13 protein-coding genes and 1 pseudogene are annotated in these 23,886 nt (G+C 40.9%); 4 read left to right on the forward strand and 10 right to left on the reverse strand.

The features are described from left to right. The first annotated feature begins 63 nt into the window (after positions 1–63). A complete protein-coding gene (locus QUB37_RS07550) occupies positions 64–666 on the forward strand; it encodes a 2OG-Fe(II) oxygenase (RefSeq protein ID WP_041622513.1) in 603 nt (200 codons plus the stop codon). A gap of 57 nt (positions 667–723) precedes the next feature. Here QUB37_RS07550 and QUB37_RS07555 read toward each other — a convergent pair whose 3' ends face one another. Further along, positions 724–2,502 carry an SWIM zinc finger family protein gene (locus QUB37_RS07555; RefSeq protein WP_333160581.1) on the reverse strand — a complete coding sequence of 593 codons (1,779 nt, stop codon included), beginning with the start codon at positions 2,500–2,502 and terminating at the stop codon, positions 724–726. 423 nt (positions 2,503–2,925) lie between these two features. Between QUB37_RS07555 and QUB37_RS07560 the strand changes: the two genes are divergently transcribed. Then, positions 2,926–4,200, forward strand: a complete 1,275-nt coding sequence (locus QUB37_RS07560) for an alpha/beta hydrolase (RefSeq protein ID WP_333160583.1) — start codon at positions 2,926–2,928, stop codon at positions 4,198–4,200. Between the two features lie 11 nt (positions 4,201–4,211). Here QUB37_RS07560 and QUB37_RS07565 read toward each other — a convergent pair whose 3' ends face one another. The 6 genes and pseudogenes from QUB37_RS07565 to QUB37_RS07595 form a co-directional block, all read right to left on the reverse strand. Next, positions 4,212–4,502 carry a transposase gene (locus QUB37_RS07565; RefSeq protein WP_333160585.1) on the reverse strand — a complete coding sequence of 97 codons (291 nt, stop codon included), beginning with the start codon at positions 4,500–4,502 and terminating at the stop codon, positions 4,212–4,214. Between the two features lie 89 nt (positions 4,503–4,591). Next, complete coding sequence (locus QUB37_RS07570) at positions 4,592–4,792, reverse strand: hypothetical protein (RefSeq protein WP_333160587.1); 201 nt, start codon at positions 4,790–4,792, stop codon at positions 4,592–4,594. Between the two features lie 585 nt (positions 4,793–5,377). After that, positions 5,378–6,470 (reverse strand): annotated as a pseudogene (locus QUB37_RS29805) (ISAs1 family transposase). Between the two features lie 441 nt (positions 6,471–6,911). Next, complete coding sequence (locus tag QUB37_RS07585; protein WP_333160589.1) at positions 6,912–8,639, reverse strand: hypothetical protein; 1,728 nt, start codon at positions 8,637–8,639, stop codon at positions 6,912–6,914. 159 nt (positions 8,640–8,798) lie between these two features. Beyond that, entirely contained in the window at positions 8,799–9,776 is a 978-nt protein-coding gene (locus tag QUB37_RS07590; protein WP_333160591.1) for an SMP-30/gluconolactonase/LRE family protein, read from the reverse strand. A gap of 265 nt (positions 9,777–10,041) precedes the next feature. Then, a complete protein-coding gene (locus tag QUB37_RS07595) occupies positions 10,042–11,766 on the reverse strand; it encodes a zinc metalloprotease HtpX (protein WP_333160592.1) in 1,725 nt (574 codons plus the stop codon). A gap of 226 nt (positions 11,767–11,992) precedes the next feature. Here QUB37_RS07595 and QUB37_RS07600 point away from each other — a divergent pair, with 226 nt between their 5' ends. Beyond that, positions 11,993–13,276, forward strand: a complete 1,284-nt coding sequence (locus QUB37_RS07600) for a glutamate-5-semialdehyde dehydrogenase (RefSeq protein ID WP_333160594.1) — start codon at positions 11,993–11,995, stop codon at positions 13,274–13,276. 403 nt (positions 13,277–13,679) lie between these two features. On the opposite strand, the gene QUB37_RS07605 is transcribed toward QUB37_RS07600, so the two are convergent. Beyond that, complete coding sequence (locus QUB37_RS07605; RefSeq protein WP_333160597.1) at positions 13,680–15,065, reverse strand: response regulator; 1,386 nt, start codon at positions 15,063–15,065, stop codon at positions 13,680–13,682. 352 nt (positions 15,066–15,417) lie between these two features. Between QUB37_RS07605 and QUB37_RS07610 the strand changes: the two genes are divergently transcribed. Then, the gene (locus tag QUB37_RS07610) at positions 15,418–18,636 is read left to right on the forward strand and encodes an ATP-binding protein (RefSeq protein ID WP_333160599.1); all 3,219 of its coding nucleotides are present in this window, start codon (positions 15,418–15,420) and stop codon (positions 18,634–18,636) included. A gap of 16 nt (positions 18,637–18,652) precedes the next feature. Here QUB37_RS07610 and QUB37_RS07615 read toward each other — a convergent pair whose 3' ends face one another. Both QUB37_RS07615 and QUB37_RS07620 read right to left on the reverse strand, forming a co-directional pair. Then, positions 18,653–20,470, reverse strand: a complete 1,818-nt coding sequence (locus QUB37_RS07615; protein ID WP_333160601.1) for an EAL domain-containing protein — start codon at positions 20,468–20,470, stop codon at positions 18,653–18,655. Beyond that, complete coding sequence (locus tag QUB37_RS07620; protein ID WP_333160603.1) at positions 20,467–23,361, reverse strand: ATP-binding protein; 2,895 nt, start codon at positions 23,359–23,361, stop codon at positions 20,467–20,469. Before QUB37_RS07620 ends, QUB37_RS07615 begins: the two co-directional genes overlap by 4 nt. Between the last annotated feature and the right edge of the window lie 525 nt (positions 23,362–23,886).

Raw genomic sequence — 23,886 nt, forward strand, 5'->3', positions numbered from 1 at the left:
AGTCTGAGTGATTGCTGCATTTCTATCTGCTGTTTCCTTAAACTTTGATGATTTTTGAGTGCCTTGAAATACTATAGCCAACATCCTAACGCTTTCTCGATCGACTACCTCAACGACTTGCGAGGAGCAATTCTAGCTTCCCCTTATCTAGCAATCAACAACCTCAACCGCGATTTCATTGGCACAAAAGGGTTTTCCGTAGTGTTTCAACGTTCGGAAATCGCCGAAGTAGAACGGCGGTTTCCCTTGTTCAAACCCTATCTAGACCAAGCATTACAGCCTGAATGCAACGCTTTTTACCTCAACCCTTTGTTGCTGGGTGAAGGTTCCCGCGTCGATCCGCATATCGATCGATCTTTGCGATCGTACTGCAAAACAGTTGAACCTCCCGCAGCCGTCAGCGTTTTGTACGTACAAGTACCGCCGAACTTGCAAGGGGGAGAATTGATACTGCGGCGCAACAAACAGCAAGTCGGGCAGATTAAGCCGCAAGCCAACTCGCTGATCTATTTTCAAGGAGATTTGACTCACTCTGTCAACGCTGTTAAAAGTACCGGAACTCGTTTGAGTTTGGTTTGCGAACAGTACAGTTTGAGCGAAACAGAACTGCAAGATATTCCAGGATTCACAGTGGAATCTAGGGCTGTGAAAGCAAAAATTAAGTAAGGTTTATTTGATCCTGGGTTGGGTCGCTTTCACTTGGGTTTACCGTAAACTTAAGGCTCAATCTAAATCGGGACTTTTGAGCATTTCCATCAACTTCCGCTTCCGACTGTGTACTTGCATCAGTTGAGAACGATAAGCAGACCACTGAAGATTTTGCCCAGTGTGTAAATAGGCAGCGCGGGCTTTTTCCAACCACTTAATCGCAAGATTGTACTCGTTTGATTTCCCCTGATCCATAATCGATGCAGCACGCCGACAAGCATTGGCGATTACCCAATCGGGGCTGTGGCTGATAGCAGCCCCCATTACTCGGTGAATCAGTGCTGATTGGTAATAACCCAAGCCATCAACAAGGGCGATCGCATCTTCAATCATTCCTTCATGCAGAAAAATATAAACCTTCGCGTCAGTAAACTTCCAACTTTCATTAGTTTTCAGAGTGGCTAACAAATCTGCTTTCAAAGTTGACCAACTATCTCTTGCTAACTCCTTCACTAAACTATAATCCCTAAAAGACGGTTGGATTTTAAATATCTGGATTCTAGCATTTAACGCAACTTCGTCTTCGCCCAACTCAACAGCCAACTCACTCATCGATGTGGCCAGTTGGTAATGGCAATGACCTGACAAATTTAACCCAGATTGACAAATTTTCAGAGCTTGTTCTAAGGCTCCCTGTTGTTTTAAAGTTTGAACGAGAGCAAAAGCCTCTTCCGCTGATTGCATCTGGGTAGCAGCAGCTTCCACTGCTTCTTCTACTCTCCCCAAACGAGTTAACATCGTCAAGTATTGTTGAGTACAACCTTCTGCTTGGGCTAAGTATAAGTATTCTCGATCGCGTTCCTGGCGATCGAGGATTTGCAAGCGAATCAAAGTTAAGTCATGAGCACAGTCTGGTGCGTCACCAGCCCAAACTCCTTGCCCAGTAATGTTTCCTTCAAGTACCTGTTGGAGTAGGGGGTCATCCCAACCTTGGCGTAAAGCTTCCAAGCTCATACTGAAATCACAATCCCATTCATCTTGCCAAGCTTCTAACATCACCTGGAGATCGATCTCTTCTTCAGCAGTTAGTTGAGCCGTCAAAATGGCTTCTGTCCAAGCTTCATCCAAAGCGTTAGCTATCTCTGAATTTTCAGCGCCAAACTCTTCTACATCATTCCAATCTTCAACGCAGGCTGTGGTGATGGCTTCTAAAATTACTAAAGCGTTGTTGCCATCCCCCTGTGCGCTGAATTCCTGGGCTCGCTGAATTACATCTAAAAGTTCTTCTGTAATCGGGTCTTCTTCCCATCCATCCTCCAAATACCTCATAGCCTCTCGCAAAATTCGTCGTACTTGGTGCCGAAAGGGAGCAGGATCGATGGAGGTGTGGCGGGGTGCTTTAGTTGGTTGGTTTGAAGGTGCAGGAATAGCACTTAAGTTAATGTATTGTTCGATCGCATCAATGAGTGATGGTTCTTTTTTTACTAAATGCTGTATTAATTGCTGGGTTTGTACATCGTTGAGGCGATCGAGCAATTGTTCCAATGTCGGGCCCTGCTCAATTATTTCTGGTTGCCGCAGACACAATAACAACGTCGCCACAATGTGTTTACACCACCCACCGTTCTCGTAAGGACAAGTGCAAAATAATGTAGATGCTAATCCGGCATCATCAAAGGGCAGGGTAACACGGTAGGGTTCTACTTCGGAACCCTCCACTACTGCTTGCACCATATTGGCACGCCGGACTGCCCTAGTAACATTGCCAGCTAAATAGTAAGCTTCACCCCGTTTGAGAGATTGGGCAGAGGTGTGAAGCTCGATCGTTGTTTCAGTGAGTTTGGGAATGGGCATGAGATTATGCCTCAGCAATTAAAGGATTAGACTCGATTTTACCTGAGAAATACACTTAGTCTACAATTTAATTGCGTCCCGATTTGAGGTTTCCATAAATTTTAATAATATGTAAAAAAACCTGGTTTATCCACACCCGTGCCTAATTCCTGTCTAACTACCAAAATCGGAATAATAGCCAAACTTTTGATGAGTAAGATCCCATAGAGCTAGTTGAGCCAGAGAACCTCAGCTTAAGATTCCCAGAAACAGCGAATAACCCCAAAGATGAAAATACAACGATACATTAAAGCATTTTCGATCGACGTAGGATGTCGGTGTCAATGAAGTTGCTGGTTTGGTAAAATGCCAGAGGCGATCGAGTTACCAATAAAAACCGCCAGATTAATTTAAACTGATTAAAAACTAGGCTGCAAAAATCCGATGATCCACAAGAAGAACCGCAAAAAGTTACCCTTATTGGCAGCATTCTTAGTCTCGCCATTTATTTCTTGGTTCCTGAGTGCGATCGCACTATTTCTCAGTCTCTGGGTCATCATACCAGCACCCACGATGTTCCTGTACCCTTTGGCGGTGGGAGCACCAGAAATCAGTCCTTGGTTGGTCGGTATCAATACGATCGCCCTTCTGTTGAACCTGCTCAGACGGCATCAAGGCAAAGTCTACATTATTTTACTCATTTGTAACCTGTTCGCCCTAATCCTGGGCCTGCTACCCCTGATTCAGTTCCCCGCAGCCAATGCAGCCATAGCTACCCAAGTGCAAGCTGTACTAGGGGAAAACTATTTAGCAGCCGTTCCTCAAGCTGATCGCGCGCAGCTACGCCCTCAACCGTTTATCCTCGCAGATGCGTTCCGAGGAATTCCCCTCAGAGAGGTTAGGATCGATCGGGCTATTGGATTTGCCAACCCTGACGGAGTTTCACTGCAACTAAACGTTTATCGGCCGATGCAAATTGGCAAATATCCCGCGATTATCACACTCTACGGGGGAGCTTGGCAGAGAGGCAATGCCGATGCCAATGAAGAATTCAGCCGCTACATGGCCGCCCAAGGCTATTGTGTGGTTGCAGTTGATTACCGCCACGCTCCCAAGTATCGATTTCCTGCTCAGCTTGAGGACGTACAAGCCGCTCTTTCCTATATCAAAACTCATGCTGGTGATTGGGAAATCGATCTCGATCGAATTGCTCTCATGGGAAGATCAGCAGGTGCCCATTTAGCAATGCTAACTGCTTATGATTCTAGTGTGCTTCCAGTTCGAGCAGTGGTGAACTATTACGGGCCAAATGACCTGATTCGGGGATATAATGACCCACCTTTTCCTGATGCTATAAATGTTCGAGCCGTCTTGCGTGCCTTTCTGGGAGGAACGCCAGACGAACTCAACGAGCTTTACCGTCGGGCTTCTCCCATAAATTATATTAAACCGAATCTTCCCCCTTCTCTACTGGTTTATGCAGGTCGCGACCATATCGTTCAGGTTAAGTTTGGTCGATCGCTCTACCAACGATTGCGAGCCACGGGCGATTCCCTACGGGATAGCTTCGCTTCACGGGCTATTTTGCTCGAAATTCCTTGGGCTGAACACGCCTTTGATGCAGTTTTTAATGGCCCGAGCAATCAATTAGCTTTGTACTACACAGAACGCTTTTTGGCTCATGCTCTGAAGTCTTCGGATTACCAACGAGTTAACTAAAAGTTTGAGTTTTACTCATTAATTCGGCTCTCCTGAACTTGCAGTGATATTTTTATATAATTAGAAAAGCAAGCTAATACGCGTTCTCGAAAATTATCAAAGTTTGAGAAGCCATATCCTTGTCGCATCATTAATTTAATTTGATTATTTATCCCTGACATTACTCCACTTGTTGTGCGATTAATAAAGTAATTACAAATTCCTTCAAAGCGATTAACAATTGTCGAAGCTGATTCTTGGAAAAATATTTCCGCATAATTCAGCCAATCCTTGAACTCTGTCTGAGCTACTGTGAAGGTCATATTGGTTTCAGATTTTCTCGAAACTCTTCTTTCATCTCGTAGGCAATTCTTAAGCATTCTGATTTCTTTCTGGGGGGTGACAAAGAAGTCTAGGAGATAGACAGAATAAGGGTTACAGCCCGCATACCTTGTTGACAAAAGCGGCGTTTATTTCGAGTTAATGAAGTTAACTGTTCCACATCCAAAGAATATTGTTCGAGATAATTAACCCACTTTTCTCCATCTTGCGCCAACGCCAAATGTACTCCATCTTCGATATCTTGTTTTAGGTTCTTGACGCCGACATACATATTTTTCTACTTGCTTTTTCCGAAGAGCGGTGCTTTCAAATATTCCCGAACTGTAGGCGAGTGTCATGAGCAGAATCATGTTAATCAGTCGGTTTCCGTTTAAGCTAGTTCCTTCCAGATCCTAGCCTCCTGTTTTACAATTTATAAACATTTCTTCAATGCCCATCTGTTGCTTATAAGCATCGATAGCAGACGGCAATGAACCTAAATCTGTAAGAATGAACCACGCTTCATCAACTTTCCTTGCCCCCTAGTTTCTTTTCCACTTACAAGCAACATCAAATCCAGTGGCAGGCTGACTTTTTCTGACTCTTTTACCTTGAACATATAAAGAGGTTCCTGGTACTATACCTAATTCATCTAACCGTTGCCAAACTAAATGCTCTATTTCGATTAAGACAGGGTAAACGCATCTAAATTAAGTTGACATAAAATCATATTTGTGCATGAGCTATTCTCGGAGAAAACCCTTCTTAAAACTCTTAAATTTGATGCAATTAACCCAGTTAAAATCGAGCTTTAAGAATTTCTAAATTCTCAAAGCTGAATCAATTTAGCTCGGTAATCCGTTTGAGTTTTCGAGCGTTAGCTGGCAGAGTCTAAAATTTGAACTAAATAATTATTATCCATTCCCGCTAGATACCGCTTCATTGTTAAACTTCCTTTAAATCCTTTTTTTTGTTTCAGTAAATTGACAGCACTCGCGACGTAGAAGAGCAAAATTTTTAGGAGAATGATCTTTACGAATGCGACTCTTGTCTGAGCGAAAAAGTAACATCTAATGTCCAATGTAAGCTATTTTTAATGCCCCAATGACTGCGAATTGCTTGAGAAATCTTCTCGGCATTACTCGCTAAATTACTTAAATAAAACCGAACTTCTGTGGTAGTTTTATTCCACAAACGTCTTTCACTTACGAGCATTACAACCGTTTTTAATCCAGTCCATAATGATTGATTATGAAGAGGTAGCAACTCCGAGACTGCCACAGTCCAAATTTGTCTTTTTTCAACTCGATGATGCCCTGCTTCTATTTGTTGATAATAGCTATGCTCTCTGCCAGCAAACTCTTCTTTTCTAGCTAATTCAAACCAGTTTTTTACGTCTTTATGAAAAAGTTTTTGATTTCCCTTTAGCGCTAAAAGGTAATCTCCTTTCTTCTTAATTATGAGCGCTGCTATTTCTTTTTGACATCAATCGAGCATCGAGATTATGCTTTTTTCAATTTTTAGCAGCTCTAACAAAGCAGGCATTGCGGTCACTTCGTTAGATTTATTATTGACTTTTTTTGCCTTAAAACTAATTGATGGGACGCCGACCATGCACTGACTATATGTAACGGTTTTCGGCTTTGATTCCGGTCATAAGATTGTTTCATTGTTTTGCCATCAATGGCTATGACTTCTAGCTCTATTTTTTTGGTAATTGAATTTACCCAACTCAAAAAACACTCTTGAAACTGCTTCGGTTCAAGTCGAGCAAATACTCGACTAAATGTATCAGGAGAAGGAATTCCATTCGGCAGTTCCAGAAAACCTTTTAGCCATTCATATTTAGCTTTTCCATAGAGTTCTATTGCTCCCCACCCATCCGCACCGCTGATGACAGCTAGAAGCGCAATGGCTATAATATCTATTACTAAATGCTCTTTACTTCTTTCTATGCTTGGATTGTCAATGTCTCAAAATGGTTTAAAAAACTAACGTTCAATAAGTCTGTCGGATTCGATACACCTATTGTTTTTTGTTGGGAAGTTAAAGTCGAAGTAAACCATTTCGCCATCGATCGCCCTTATGACTTACGCACTTGATTTAGCTAATTACTTCATCTTATCATGTTTTAGGTTGAAATTAAGATGCGTTTACCCTGCACCGTCTTAAACTGCCACTCAATCTTATGACAAGGCGACTCAGAATAACAAGCCCCACACAACCGAATCGCTTCCTGTTTCATCCCCCCCAGCAGGCGGTAACATTTGCACTAACAGAATAATTAGGATTTTCTAACCGTTCTAATTCATGTTTGATATCTTCCCCATCCCCTAATTGACTTTTTTTGAGTTCCCATACTCTTCCTGGTAACGCAGATGCTTTGGCTCCGCCTCGCCTTAATTCCCAGCCTATTTCACAATACAAGACGCATCCAACACCACTACAATTTCATTCTGAAAAACAGCACAACTTGTGATTGCTGAAGCTAAGGCGGGAATTTTCTCTTGTTCGAGAGAAAGCCTCGCCTCCGGTGTAGAATCAAATTGATTTAGCCAGCCATCATCCTTGATATACTGAAGAGTCAAAGCATTGCGATCGAGCATCCAAAAATCAACTCCATAGCTATTAATGAAACTTTGCAATACAGCTCGATCTGGAGTGTATTGAGCGCGAATTAAATCGTTAAGTCGCTGCCGATATCTGCTGTAGTAACCTTTCTGATAAGGCACGGCATATTCCTTTGCGACCAAAACAGAACGCTGGCTAAATGTTGGCAAATAATCCGTATTGGTGGCGATCGAAGCAATCAAGATATCTTTAGGTTGTTGCTCAAAAAACTTGTACAAACCCGGCATTTTACCCTCTACATACCCAACTGTGGGAAATTTTTCTACCAAGCAGGGATAAAGGACAACGGCGATAGCGATTGTCGCTGTCGTAATTAGTGCTAGTAGATTTTTTACATCAAATGTTCTTGCGGTTTTTGATGCCCAATGACCGACTCCATCGATAATTAAAGTGAGGGCGATCGCAGTTATTATAACCACAATAAATCGCAAGCTGTATGCCGTATAGCGACCTGGTTGATACAGCTTAAAAATGGTAGCGTGAGCAGCAAAAAACATCGCCGAGGATGCTAAAAATAGCTGAAGCAAAAGCCAGATTTGGCGTTGAATCTGATTTGCTAAGGGAAAAGCCGATCGCAAAAACAGCAGTAGCGGAAATAACAATCCGACACAGTGAGTTACAGGCGTAAACAGCGACTTGGGAAACATCCCGCTGCCCCGCCCTGTCAACCAATAATCTTTAGGATTTGGACGAAAAAAAGCATTTCTGCCGCTGGGGAGAAATTCGGCCATTTGCTTCGCTTCTGCTGCGGTATAAGTTGGGCCAAATTCAGAGTTATCTAAGGCATAGGGCAGCATTACTAAAAAGATTACTCCCAAACCTGTAGTGCAAAATAGGTAATTAGTTCGATCGCCCGACAAGCGCAAACCGCCGTTTTTCCAGCATAGCAGCCGCAAAACTAAAATTCCCGCAGCCACCAAGGCGTAAGGAGGATAGAATAGTCCGATTAGGGCGATCGCTCCCAAACAAGGCAGCAAGGAACGGCGCGATAAATAATATAAAAAAGCAAGAAATATCGGATAGATAAAAGCTCTTGGCGTTGTGGAAGCCAAATCATCGGTCATCCACATATGCTGATTTAGCAGCAAAGATGCAATAAATCCAGTCATCGGCACTGGCAGCATTTCTAGGCAAAGGCCAAAACAGTAATAAGTCGAGATTAAGCCGAGAAATAGCGGCAATATTTTGTGAAGAAATAGCGGGCGAATACCAACTGTTGCGGCTAATTTGTAGAGGGTGCTGTATCCTGCGGGGGCGACAGATTGAAAGTAATTAGCAATGAAATCGTTGGGGAATAATTCAGGATCGACAAATCGCATCATCCAGAAAACGTGCTGCCTCGCATCGTCTTGCACGATATACTCACCGCTAAAGGCTTGCTTCAACCCTAAAATAGCATAGAGGGCGGCAAATGTCAGGCTCAGAGTCAACCAAAATATTGTGTGCGATCGGGATTTGCGATCGACTGTAGCAGTCAGAAATTTGTGCAACGGAGCTATTAATACCATTGGAGATTTTAGATTTTAGATTAAAGAATTGGGAAGGACTGATTCTCAAAACTAGGATTATATCATGCCCGGTAAATTACCCCAAATAAAAAGTGTTTGTCGTGAAGAATTTAGTGCTCACGACAAACCGCTTTATTTTTAACAGCGCCCTATTTTAGATTATTTTCCAGGACGCACACCCGCAATTTTAAGCCGAATTCGATAAAGACTTGTACTTCCCGTAATATAAAGCGTTTTGCGATCGCTTTCTCCCCAAGCCAAATTAGTCGCCGTCTCAGGTACAGAAATCTTCCCCAAAAGCTTACCATCCGGCGAGAAAATCCACACTCCCCCCGGCCCGGTGCTGTAAACATTCCCCTCTACATCAACTTTTAAACCGTCGGGTACTCCGCTTTGACTGGCATCTTTTAACTCCGCAAAAAGCCGCTGGTTGGTAAAAGTTCCGTCTGGTTTTACATCGAAAACGGCAATGTATCCCGCTTCCGAATTATTGACATAAAGTTTTTGCTCGTCTGGTGAAAAAGCGATGCCATTGGGCAGCACCAAATCCTTAACCAGCAGAGTTAATTTTCCGTCGAGTGCCAGCCTGTAAACACCGTAAAAACCCAATTCTTCCTGATCTTTACTAACACCATAGGACGGATCGGTAAAATAAATACTACCGTCGGATTTAACCACCAAATCGTTCGGGCTGTTGAGCCGCTTGCCCTCGTATCTATCCGCCAATGTGATAACTTTGCCGTCCTTTTCTGTGCGGGATACGCGGCGATTTTCGTGTTCGGCAGTAAGTAAGCGGTTTTCTTTGTCTAAAGTATTCCCGTTGGCTTTTCCCGAAGGGCGGCGAAATACCTCAACTTGCTGATTTGAGGCGAATTTATAGATAATATTGGCGGGAATGTCGCTGAACAGCAAAAAGCCGTCTGGATGCCAAATCGGGCCTTCTATAAATTGGAAGTCGCCAGCTAGTTTTTCTAATTTTGCGCTGTCATCAAGAATACTTTGCATGGTATTTTTGTACCGGTTTTCCGTTTGGGCGGTCAAATTTGTTAAGTTACCCCTGAGTTTTTTGCTGGGGTTGCTGACTGCTAAACTTAATACTATCAACAACAAACTAATTGTAGCAATTTTGAATGTCATGTTTGCTCGTAACTGAATTACTTCCTTTCCACCATAAGATTACCTATCTCTTTCTTTACTTCTTCCTGGTTTTTTCTGTGCGACAAGAGCGCTATCGCCCCGCTTCACTAACACATTGAAAGCAGTTAGTTCCCTCACTATTTTGATAAGAAAAATATAATTGAGAGCGGTATTAAATTATATAGTACCGTATGTAACCAAAAAAATAAGCTCGAAAATGCGAGCTTAATTATATTTAACTTAAAAGGTTTCACCTGGTCAACTGTTAAGCAGGAAATGACACGAATAGAAGTGCAATACCGATCGCGATCGCCCCTATACTCATTACAAAAGACCAGAAGCGGTGATAGCTACTAACCACCGTACCGCTATCGCTTTCAAGCTGAATCAAATCCATCCAAGGTGCAACGCCCCGCCGGAACCAACCTAAAGTCCTAACATCCATCCCAATCAAACTTTCAACCCGTTTCATGCCAAACAGAAAATTACCAATTGGCCCAAAACGAGAAGCATAGCGCAGATAAATCATTCCCGTTCTGTCTTGCAATTTCAAATCAGAACCAAACGCATAACCCGCATCGCCGCGACCAATTAATTCGCCATGCAGTTGCGCCGGTTGACCCCGCAAAGGACTTGCATAAGGGTCAGACATTAAGGTTAAAACATCCAAATGTTCTGCTTGTTGGTAATTCGGGAACATTACCAAAGTCTTGAGCAAAATTCCCACACCCAAACCGATGAAAGGACAAGCAACCATCATCATCGGGTTTACAGCATACAGGGAAATGCCGATCGCAAAACCCACCGCTAAGCCCAGAGTTTCTGCACTGTACAGCAGCAAATCGAACACAAAGTTTCCGTACAATTTCCGCTTGCTCAAATCGTTGCCTTCGCCGACAATCCGACCCATGTCAAACTCAATATCCAAGCCTAATTGTTCGGCATAAGTGCTCAAAGCGCGAACTCGTTTACCAGTCAGCGGGTGAGTCGAGTTCAACTCCATCCACCAACCCCACGGATTAAACATATCCCACAAAAACACTCGCCCAATCTTTTCTGGTTGCGAAGAAATCCTGTAAGCAGTCCCAGTAGATGTGGCAGCTTTGGCATCGTAAATGCCTAAAGCGCGAGTTCCTTCTAACAAAATGCTGGGTTCTTTTGCCCTTTGTCCTTCTTCTAAAATACCGTAAGCAATTTTTACCAAAGCGCGAGACAAAGCATTGGGGTTGCCAGTCGTTTCGGCGGCAAAATGGTCGGCAAAATATTCTCGTGTCCGCGACAAATACAGCAATAAATAAGTGCCAGCGATGTAAAACAAATAAGCAACAGCAGCTACCGTACCCGCCGCATCTTTAGCTTTGTCGCCACCACTTCGACCCATTCTTTGAGTTGTAGTGTAAATTAAATAAGTAATCTGCACCAAAGTCGAAGCTAAAGTCATTACTGCAAAGTCCCAGTGGACGATGTGACCGAGTTCGTGGGCGTAAACAGTGGCAATTTCCTCGTCGTCTAAATAGGTAAAAAGACCTTGACTGACCACTAAGCGAGCGCTGTTTGGAAATGAACCGTAAGTAAAAGCAGTAGGGTTTTGGTCGTCGATAATTCCTAAACGCGGAGAAGAGAGTTTTTTCTGCTTGCAAACCTTCTGAATAACTTTAGCTGTTTCGGGACTTAGGCTTTCAATTTCTGCTAGAGAAACCCAGCGAGTATTGTAGAGCCAATTTTGGCTTAAGTCCATCAAGTAAGGCGATAGGAAAAAAGCAGCGATGTTAAAAATCAGAGTTATGGGAAGTGCGATCGCCAATCCGGCAACTGGATCGGGACTGTTGAGAATTAAAACTGATGCTAAAGATAGCGCTAGCACCATACCAAACAGCAGGCTGATGGTGACGCCGGAAGCTAAAACGAGATTTCCGCCAGTTTTCTGTATCAGTTTAACGCCGGCTTTGGCGGCTCGCCCTGCCTTGCGTAAAGGGGCATGAGATGACATAATAATCTCCAAAGGTTATTGACAAATGGAAATGACCGTGGGATTTTATCTATACTTCACTGTTTTAACCTGTTAATGCGGATTGCTGTAAGGGGTCTCAACAAAAATATAGAATTTCCTCTAGAATTGTTAAGACTGAAAACCGGCGCGAAATTTATTTGTGCGGATTCAATTCACAACTCAAAATTCAAAACCCAACAATCAAAACTATTTAAAAGTTACTGCCATGTCTATTATTGAAATTGCCCAAAAAACGCGCGTATCTGCTAGAAAATTGGCAGTTTTGTCCGCTGATGCCAAAAATCACGCTATTGAGGCTATTGCGAAAGCTTTAGAAACTGCTGCGCCGGATATTGTGGCAGCGAATGCGGCTGACTGCAAGGCTGCCCAGGCGGATGGAATTGCGAAACCGCTGTACGATCGCCTCAAGTTGGATGAGAGCAAGTTGAAAAGTGCGATCGCAGGCGTGCGCGACGTTGCGAAACTCCCTGAGCCGATCGGTGTCGTGCAAATTCACCGTGAATTGGATACAGGATTAATTCTGAAGCGCATCACCTGTCCTTTGGGCGTTTTAGGCATTATTTTTGAAGCGCGCCCCGAAGCTTTAATTCAGATAGTATCCTTGGCAATCAAATCAGGAAATGGCGTCATTCTCAAAGGAGGCAAAGAGGCAGTCCGTTCCTGCGAAATCTTGACAAAAGTGATACATCAAGCATTAGCTGAAACCGCAGTAAATCCCGAAGTCGTGCAGTTGCTCACTACGCGGGAAGAAACTATCGAACTGCTGAAAATGGATGAATATGTAGATTTAATTATTCCCAGAGGTTCTAATTCCTTCGTGCGGTTCGTGCAGGAAAACACGCGGATTCCCGTGTTAGGACACGCCGACGGAATTTGTCATTTGTACGCAGACACAGCGGCGGATATTCAGAAAGCAGTAGACATTTCTGTCGATGCAAAAACTCAGTATCCAGCCGCCTGCAATGCCATTGAAACTTTGTTAGTTCACAGTGCGATCGCCCCCAAATTCCTGCCCGCTGTCGCCGCAGCTTTGCAGCAGAAAAAAGTCGAATTGCGGGGAGACGAAAAAACTCGCGCCATCCTAGAAAATATTGCCGAAGCAAATGAAGCTGATTGGTCTACAGAATACAGCGATTTAATTTTATCAATCAAAATAGTAGATTCTGTGGAAGAGGCAATCAACCATATCAATACATATGGTTCCAGACATACAGATGTCATTGTTACCGAAGACAGCGAAGCCGCCGAAACATTTTTAAATGGAGTCGATGCGGCCGGAGTTTATCACAATTGTTCGACTCGATTTGCCGACGGTTTCCGCTACGGTTTCGGTGCAGAAGTGGGGATTAGCACGCAGCAAATGCCACCTCGCGGGCCTGTTGGTTTAGAGGGGTTGATTACCTATAAGTATCGAGTTGTTGGAGATGGCCATATTGCCGCGAGTTATGTAGGCAAGGATGCGAAGGAGTTTACTCATCGGGATTTGTAAAATCGAGGTGAAGTCAACTGGCTGTGCATATTCTGCACAATTGTCTCCCAGTAGGTGATTCAGCTTTTGGGGAGATGTCTAATGTTTCTGCTCCAAATGACAACTTGAGTAATTTTACTTAATTCTGTCGGCTCTGGAAATAGCGATCGCCTCTAGGGGCCGTTATACAAAATATAAACATTTTGTTAATGCGTAAGTCCTAGCGGCTTCTCTTAATTTTTATTGATTGGCTGGGGGAACTGCGGGGATGAAAATCATCATTTCTCCAAGGGCGTTGATAAATCCTGCTTTGAACCGTCGCTATATAGCGGGTCTAAATGAAGGGTCTCATTGACCGAGTAGAGACGTTCCCTGCTACGTCGGTTTAGTCTCCCATAAATTCGTTAATTCCTACGCTCACCCTTTAGGCTAAAGGAATTTCAATAATAAACTCTGTCCCAACACCTTGTTCTGAAAAGCAACTCAGTTGACCACAATGTTTTTCTACAACAATCTGATGGCTAATCGATAAACCCAGTCCCGTACCTTTTTCTGCTGGCTTGGTTGTAAATAGATAATCAAATATTTTAGTGCATACCTCTTCCGGCATTCCCAAACCGTTATCTTTAATGTGAATAATGGCGAGATTTCGGTGGGGGTCAACTTCAGTGCAAATCGTAATTTGTCTAGGGTTTGCTTTAATTTCTGCCAAGTTTTGCTTCTGAAGAGAATCTTCTAAAGCATCAATGGCATTAGCAATAATGTTAATAAATACCTGATTTATCTGTCCGGGGTAGCACGGTACTAGAGGTAAATTTCCATATCCTTTAACGACTTCTATTTTCGGACGTAGATCATTTGCTTTTAATCGATGTTGTAGAATTAGTAATGCACTGTCAATCCCTTCATGCAGGTTAGCTTCTACTTTTGATGTACTATCAGCGCGGGAAAAAGTTCTTAAAGATACACTAATTTGACGAATCCGTTCTACCCCTACTTTCATGGATGAAATAAGCTCGGGTAAGTCTTGTATGAGATACTCTAAATCCACTTCTTCGGCACGAGTTGCGATCGCTGCACCTGGAGAGGGAAACTGTTGCTGATAAAGATGAACAATTTCTAATAAATCTTGAATATAAGTTTCAGCATGAGTCAGGTTTCCCTTGATAAAGCCTACTGGATTATTAATTTCATGAGCCACTCCAGCCACTAATTGACCGAGGGTAGACATTTTTTCGCTTTGGATTAATTGGAGTTGAGCTTGTTGTATGGTCTGTAGAGCTTGTTTTAGTTCAGAGGTTCGGTCTTCAACTCGTTTTTCTAATTCTTGATTCAATTGTTGTAAAGTTTTTTCTAAAGTCGTTTTTTCTTCAATTTTTTCTTGGAGCAATTGATTTTTGCTGGCCAGATCTTTGGTCAAGTTTCGCAACTCTAAATGAACTTGAATTCGAGCTAATACTTCTTCTTTTTGAAAGGGTTTAGTGATATAATCTACAGCCCCAAGGCTCAAACCTTTGACTTTTTGATCGGTGTTGCCAAGAGCCGTCATAAAAATTATCGGGATTCCTGAAGTTGATGGGTTACTTTTTAGCCGAGAACAAGTTTCAAATCCGTCAATCCCCGGCATCATTATATCTAATAAGATTAAATCTGGAGTGACATATTCTATTTTTTGCAGCGCACTTTCTCCATCTTGAGCTACTAAAACTTCTAGTCCTGCCTCATCTAAAACGTTAAATATAACACCTAAGTTTGTAGGATTATCATCTACAATTAAAAGGGTATTTTTTGAGAAAGATAAATTATTCATAAAGGTTTAGCCTTCTCCTTGATTTTTAATTATAAGCCGCGTGGCGTCCTGACTATCTAATCTGCAAGTTTGCAGAGCCAATCTGCAGCAGGATTTTTCAATTATAAGCTGCATGACGTTCTGACTATCTAGGGGTAGGGAAAAAATTAACCTTCTCCCATTGGTGTATCATCATATTATAGTTCAACGAGGATGCTAACCAATGTAATCTTTTTTATTTTAACGTAAAGTTTTTGTAACGCACTCTAGCCTTATAGCTTTCCTATCCCTTTATCTACAGAAGAGTCCTACGTCTGGTGAATATTCTATGGCTCTATAGTATAGACAAATACATTATTCCTACTAAAAAGTTATGTGTACAAATGTTGCTAAGTTCCAGAAAATGCCGCTACGCCGTGTCTTAATTGTTCCTTTTGTTTTACAAATCTTTACAGCCGTAGGGTTGACCGGATATTTTTCGTTACAAAACGGACAGAAAGCTGTGAATGATGTAGCGGCACAGTTGCGCCGTGAAATTGCCACGAGAATTGAGCAGAATTTGCATACCTATCTAGCGGTTCCCCATTTAGTTAATCAAATTAATGCAGATGCTATTAGTATGGGTCAATTTAGCCTAGATAACCTGACAGTATGGGAGCGTCATTTTGGGCTACAAAAAAATCGCTTTAATAGCGTAGATGGCTTAACAATTATCAATGAAAAAGGCCAAGGTGTATCTATTATTAGTAACGATGAAAGAAAGCGAGTCCTTCAAGCAACAAGTCCAACCAAGCCGAACCAAGTATTTATGTATTTGGCTGGTAGTCAAGGAGAAAGAATAAAATTAATTAAAGTGGTTAAAAATTTCGATCCCCGAAGAATTACAGCTTACAAAGAAAGCATGAAAGCTGGCAAACCTACCTGGACAAAAATACATTTTGGTGAACTTATTATCACCCCTATAATGACAGCAGGGCAACCACTTTTTGATAAAAATGGAAAAGCTGCTGGTGTCTTGTTAACTACTCTACGTTTATCCCTTATTGGGAATTTTTTGCAAACTCTAAAAGTTGGAAAAACAGGACAAACTTTTATTATCGAGCGAAGCGGAATGCTAGTGGCAACTTCCACATCAGAAAAACCATACCGAAATAGGCAAAGATTTCCAGCCACTGACAGCAAAGATATTTTAACCAAAGCTACTGCAAAATATTTAACAGATCGATTTAACAATCTCAATGAAATTAAAACTTCTCAGCAGTTAGAGTTTTTAGTAAACGGACAAAAACAATTCGTACAACTTGTTCCTTTTCAAGATGGTAAAGGTATTGATTGGTTAATTGTAATTGCGGTTCCAGAAAATGATTTTATGGAACAAATTAACAGGAGTAGACATACGACTATTTTATTATGTCTTTTGGCACTATTTTTGGCAACTGTTTTGGGAATTGTGACTTCTGAATGGATAGCCCGACCAATTCGGCGTTTGGGTAAAGCCACAAGCGCGATCGCTGACGGCGACTTCGAGCAAAAAGTAACGGCTTCCTCCGTTAAAGAAATGAGCGCTTTAGCGACTTCTTTCAATTTAATGAGCCAGCAACTCAAGCAGTCCTACGCACAATTAGAAGATTATTCGTACTCCTTAGAAAAAAAAGTCGCAGAAAGAACTCAAGCATTAGAGCAAGAAATGGGCGATCGCCAACAGATACAAGAGACACTCCGGCAAAGCGAAGAAAGGTATCAATTAACCCTAGAAAGCGTTAATGAAGGCATCTGGGACTGGCAAGTCCAAACAAACACCATCTATTTTTCACCCCAATGGAAAGCCATGCTAGGCTATCAAGACAGCGAAATTTCTAACGAGTTTAGTTCTTGGGAAGAACTGATTCACTCCGATGATTTACACCCGATATTAGACTCTTTAGGACAGTATTTAAAAAGAGGAAGTAACGAACCTTATAGTTGGGAATTTCGGATGCGGCACAAAAACGGTAGCTACAGGTGGATACTATCGCGAGGTCGGGTTGTCGAGCGAGATGGGGAAGGCCAACCCCTACGTTTAGTCGGCTCTCACACCGATCTTACCGATCGCAAACAAACGGAAATAGAATTGCAAATAGCCAAGGAAGCTGCCGACGCTGCGAACAAAGCCAAAAGCGAATTTTTGGCAAACATGAGCCACGAACTTCGCACACCCCTAAACGGTATATTGGGCTACGCTCAAATCCTCATGCGTTCAAAAAATTTAGACTCTCAAGATCTGAGCGGTGTGAAAATTATTCATCAGTGTGGCTCTCATTTGCTCACTTTAATTAACGACATCCTCGACTTTTCTAAAATCGAAGCTAGCAAAATAGAACTTTACCCGACGCCATTTCATTTTTGGGCATTTTTAGAAGATGTCAGCCAAATCTTTCGCCTCAGATCGGAACAAAAAGCTATCAGTTTTATTTGTCAATTTGACTCTTCCTTACCCACCAACGTGCAAGGGGATGAAAAACGCTTAAGGCAGATTTTAATTAATCTCTTAGGTAATGCTGTAAAATTTACCGATCGAGGGGGCGTTACTTTCAAAGTTCAACTCATAAAATCTGTACCCTTAGAACCTAACCCAAATGAATTAAACGCCCTCAACACTATCCGCTTTCAAATTGAAGATACTGGAGTGGGGATCGGCGAAGAGAAAATGCAGAAAATCTTTCAACCTTTTGAACAGGTAGGCAATACCGATAAGATGTCAGAAGGAACGGGTTTGGGATTAGCAATTACTTTAAAAATCATCGAAATGATGGGTGGCAGTATTCAAGTTAACAGTCAGTTAAATGCTGGCAGCCAATTTTGGTTTGATTTAGATTTACCTTCTGCTAGTAAATGGGAATCGGCAATTCAGCTACAAGCTGCGATCGCTGGCTATCAAGGAACTAAACTGAAAATTCTCGCAGTTGACGATCAGTGGGAAAATCGATCTGTGCTCGTTAATTTGTTAGCACCCCTTGGCTTTGAAGTGCTAGAAGCTACGAATGCCAAAGAAGCTTTAAAACAAGTCGATTGTGGCCATTTTAATGCTATTATTACTGATTTAGTAATGCCAGAAATGGATGGTTTCGAGTTAGTAAGCCGTCTCCGCTCTCAACCTAAGTTTAAAGATTTAGTCGTTATCGTTTCTTCAGCTAGCGTGTTTGAAGCTGACCAGCATAAGAGTTTAGATATGGGCGCAAATGCTTTTTTACCCAAACCCGTACAGGCGGCTGAGTTATTTGTATTGCTACAAAAGCATTTAGGGATATCTTGGGTATATCAAGAGTCATCTCACCTCAATAAAAATGTCAATCAATTCGTGCGATCGGATTCAGCTTCTTTGTTAGTCCCTCCACCAGATGAAGAACTGGTAATTTTATACGATTTGGTTATGAGAGGTAATTTAAAAGCAGTGACTCAACAAGTTGAACAGTTAAAAAAATTGGATGCAAAATATATTCCCTTTGCCGAACGGGTAGGTGAATTGGCTGCCAGCTTTCAGGAAAAACAATTACGGTTATTAATTAACGATTACAAAGCCGATAACAAAAATCAAATTGATGATGGAAAATAACACAAAATTATTTCAATTATAAGCCTATAAACCGCGTGGCGTTATGACTATCTAAGGGGCGAGAAAAAAAGTAACCTTGTCCGAAAATACATCCTAGTTCTCGAAGAATTTGTATTTGTTCTTGAGTTTCCAATCCTTCAGCAACAATTTCCATATTTAAATTTTTACCTAATAATATAATTGTTTGAATTAAACTTGTATCGTTGGGATTTCGAGCCAAGTTTTGCAAAAAGGAACGATCGATTTTTAAAGTATCAATTGGCAACTCTTTGAGTAAACTTAATGAAGAGTAGCCAGTACAAAAATCATCGATACATATACCAACCCCCATAGCTTTTAAAAATTCAAAGTTAAAACTTGTTGTTTTTAATAGACAACTTTCAGTAATTTCTATATTTAAAGTGTTTTTCTTTATCCCAGTTTCTTGTAAAATTTCTGCAATTTGTTCAAAGCAATTAACTTGCTGGAATTGAATGGGAGAAAAGTTAACGTTCAGTTTCAAAGGCAGGTCAGGCAATTCCTCTTGCCAACGTCTTAACTGGTTGCAAGCTTCCCGTAAAATCCACCAACCTAAAGGATTAATTAATCCTGTTTCTTCAGCAACAGGGATAAATTGATCGGGTGAAATTATGCCTTTGGGATGATTCCAGCGGATTAAAGCTTCAAAACCTTTAATTTCTCCAGTAACGAGGGAAACAATAGGTTGATAGTACAAGCAAAATTCTTGTTGAGCGATCGCTTTTCGCAAGTCTTGCTCCAGTTCGAGGCGTGCGATCGCATCCGCTTGCATCTGCGGATCGAAAACCTGATAGTTACCACTTCCCTGCTTTTTGGCTCGATACATCGCAATATCCACATCTCTAAGGATATCCATCGGGTGTTGATAATTTATTGCACTAGAAGTTATACCAATACTCGCTTCTACGATAGCTTCATATTCATTAAAATTAAAGGGTAACTTAAACTCTTCTAATAATTTTTGAGCGACTAAAGTTCCGGTTTCTGTTTCTAGTAAAATAACAAATTCATCCCCACCCATTCGCGTTGATATTTGGCAAGGTTTTAAACACCCTTGCATCCGCTTGGCTACGCACTTTAGTAGCTCGTCTCCTGCTAAATGTCCTAGGCTATCATTTATAATTTTAAAACGATCTAAGTCAACAAACAAAACAGAATAACTTGTATTTGCTGCAATTAACTCATGCAATTTCTTAATCAACCAGTCTCGATTTGGCAAACCTGTTAAGGAGTCATGGAAGGCATTATGCTCCAATTGAGCTTGACTTCTGTACAAGTCTTGCAGCGTTTGAGACAGTTCTGCTGTTCGTTCATTGACTCGTATTTCCAATTCTTGATTTAGCTGTTTTAAGTCTGCACGAGCCTTGGCGTGTTCCGCAATTTCTTGCAATAAATGCTGATTTTTAACTTCAATAGTTTTAGTTAAATGCCGCAAATCTAAATGCGTTTTAATTCTCGCTAAAACCTCTTCTTTTTGAAAAGGTTTAATAATATAATCTACAGCTCCTAAAGATAAACCTCTGACAACATTATCTGTTTCAGAAAGAGCCGTAATAAAAATTACAGGAATTTGACTCCATAAGGGGTTTTCTTTCAAGCGTGTATAAGTTTCAAATCCGTCTATTCCGGGCATCATTATATCTAATAAAATTAGGTCTGGAATCACATAATTTATTTTTTGAATAGCACTTTCTCCATCTTGAGCGACCAAAACCTCAAAACTAGCTTCAGTGAGGAAATCCGCTAATATCCCTAAATTAGCAGGGACATCATCCACTACCAAAATTGTATTTGAGTAACAATTTAAATTGTTCATAAATTTATTTCCTTGTATTGAGTGAGCATTTCCAAGATTTTTTTCTCTTGAAACTCTTTAGCTAACTGCCGCAATTTTGACGCAAATGACATATATTTTGGATCGGTTTCTTCAAGAGTTTTTGTCTGTTTTATAATCTCTTTCAAATTACCTCGCAAAGCCAAATTAAACAGTTTATCTAATACTTCTGGAGGAGGAGGAACAATTTTATCGTAACTGGGTTTCCTTCCTGAAGGCATCAATGATGCAGCTTCATAAATCCACTCTATTTGTAAATGAAGTTCTAACTTTTCTAAAAGTTCTTCAGCTTGAACTGGTTTGGCTAAAAAATCAACGGCTCCAGCTTGTAAGCTTTGATTTTGGTCTGTTTCAAAAACACTTGCCGAAGAAACAATTATTTTAATATCTTTTAATTCTAAGCTTGTTTTCCAGTATTCCATCAATTGAAATCCATCCATTTCTGGCATAACTAAATCTGTAATCACTAAATCTGGTTTAGCCTGAGTTGCTATGTTCAATCCTTGTTTGCCGTTAGTGGCTTCTATTACTTCAAATCCTAGAGGAGTCAGTAAATTAACAATGACCGATCGATTTTCCCAACGATCATCAATCACAAGAAGTTTTTGGGAATTTCCTTTAAATCCAATAATTTTACCTTTGTCAGTTTGAGAACTTGTATTAACCCATTCTGTGGCTTCTAATAGCTCTAAATCAAACCCAAAAATACTGCCCATTTGTAATTGACTGGTGACTTGAATCGTACTACCCATTAATTGAATAATTTTTTGAGTGATTGCCAGTCCTAATCCCGTTCCTTCTGCTTGATTTTTTCTAGATCCAACTTGTTCAAAAGGTAAAAATATTTTGGCGATTTCTTCGGGTTTAATTCCTACTCCTGTATCTTTGACACTGAAGCGAATTTTACAGCTAGTTTGATGGGAAAAATTAATATTTTTTTCAATTAAACTGACACTAAAACTTATGTCTCCTATTTTGGTAAATTTGATGGCGTTACCAATAAGGTTAATTAATGCTTGTCGCAAGCGTTTTTCGTCGGCGTGAATGGCAATGGGTAAATCGGGATCGGGTAGGTAGCTAAATTTGAGACTTTTTTGTTCGGCGCGAATGCGACAAATTTCGGCAACGGCCTGTAGAAAAGCGGGAAAATGAAATTCTGTAGGGTAGAGTTCCATTTTCTGAGCTTCTATTTTAGATAAATCGAGAATATCGTTAATCAAAGTTAGCAGGTGAGAACCGCACTGGTAGATAATTTCAATGCTATTTTGTTCGTGTTCTCCTAGTTTTACAGAACGCTTGAGGATTTGGGCATAGCCTAAGATCCCGTTGAGTGGGGTTCGCAGTTCGTGACTCATGTTAGCCAGAAACTCGCTTTTGGCGCGGTTGGCATTTTCTGCGGCTTCTTTAGCGGCATAAATTTCTTGTTCGGCACGTTTGTATTCGGTAATGTCTTCTACTGTACCTTCGTAGTAGAGAATATTGCCATTTTCATCACACATAGCGCGAGCATTTTCTGAAATCCAAATAATACTACCGTCGCGGCGATAAACTTGAGATTCAAAGTCGGAAACACTGCCGCGATCGCTTATAATTTTTATGAATTCTTCTCGGTGGTTGGAATCTACATAAAGTTGTTGTTTAATATTGGTTAATTTGCCAATTAATTGGTCAGAAGAATTGTAACCATAAATTTCAGCCAAGGCTGGATTAGCGCTAAGATATTCCCCTGCTGGCGTAACTTGGAAAATTCCATTAATTGAATTGTTAAAAATGCTGCGATATTTGGCTTCAGCAGCTTGTAATTCTTTTTCAAATTGCAGGCGCTTTTTGCGGTTGCTGACAAAAGCTATAAAAATGTAAGTCACTACCGCTAATACTAGCAGTGCAAACCCGATGATTTGATATTTTCTACCAACTAACTGATTCAGTCGCTGTTCCAATAAACGATCTAAAAGTGGAAAAGCTGTATTGTAAAGTTTTAATTGGGACTCTAGGGCAGTTGTGGCTGTAGCTGTATATACGAATGGCTGTAAGTTGATGGTATTGGCATTAATTATATCTTTGTCGAGTAAGTCAATAAATTTTTTGATATCCTTGAAATTATCGCGTACGCTAGTGGATAGCTGCCGCTGAATTTGCGGATTAGCATTAGCAGAAATTTGCAAGCCTCTTTGCACTGCTTGGATAGGCGGTGCAATTAAACTCCGAATAATCAAAAGTTTGGCTCGATCGCTGTCCGCAATTTTTTGGTTAGCTTGTTGAGTGGCGATTTTTGCACCGATATCTTTAGCTTGAGCCGTATTCTCTATCGTTAATGGTAGCTGCGTGACAACGGTATCCATTAAATAATAACTGTCTAAAGATGGGTCGAGAATGAGATTAGAAACATCTCCGATGTGTGCAATTAAATCGAGAATATCGTTAACAACAGTTGTATGTGCTTGCCAGCTTTGGGTAGGAGATAAGTTTAATTTTTGCTTTTTTAATTGCTGCCAGTTGCCATTAATGGAAGTTTTGAGCGCTAGCCATTGCGGGCTAGCTTTAAATTGGGGCGATAGCTGTTTTTCCACGGCATTGAGGTTTTGGATGGCGGTCTCGATCTTTTCTGTTGCCGTGGCGATCGCAGGAGCTAAAGACTTGTCCCCATTTAAATATTGATTAACTTGCGTGCGGTGTTCAATAACAGCGACAAGCAAATTTTTCAACGGATAGTTATAAGCCAAGCCGACTTTTTCTTCTTGAGCGAATTCAATTTTAATATCAATTTCAGCAATTAATTGATAAACTACCAGAGCAAAAGGAAATATAAAAATCAACAACAACGCCATTAAATTTATGGGTTCTGTGAGGCGCTGGTTTAGGTGTTTTTTCATAATCTAATAAGTAATGGATAATGATTGATTTTTAAATGACTATGAGGATAATTGTTAATCTGTGTTCTCTCGTCATGGCGGAGTTTGACAATTTATTGCGTAGCTATTTGTCCATTCTGTAGAGAGACATACCCCGTTATTTCTATATCCACAAAAATATTTAGGATAAAAGCTCGAACCAAGAGCAGACCTAACGAAACTTTCGGAGTTGCAGTCATCCACTAACTGGCTGAGGCTTTTTTAGAATTTGTCCAGGTACTTGGTTAATATCAATATTACGCTGTCTTTTGCCCAACAATACGTATTATAGTTGAAGGAAGATGCTAATATATGTCATTGTTATTACATTACATTAAAATTCCTCCAAAAGACTCTAGTCCTATAACTCTTCTATCCTCTTATCTACGGAAGACTCCTACCTTTGAAAAATATTTAAATATTTAAAACCATATAATAATACATTTTTTGACAAGTTTATGTATAGAATTGTTGCTAATCCTCAGAAAAGACCGCTCCCCAGTATCT

It is taken from the genome of Microcoleus sp. AT3-A2 (genome assembly GCF_036705685.1).
In the GTDB taxonomy this organism is placed as follows: domain Bacteria; phylum Cyanobacteriota; class Cyanobacteriia; order Cyanobacteriales; family Microcoleaceae; genus Microcoleus.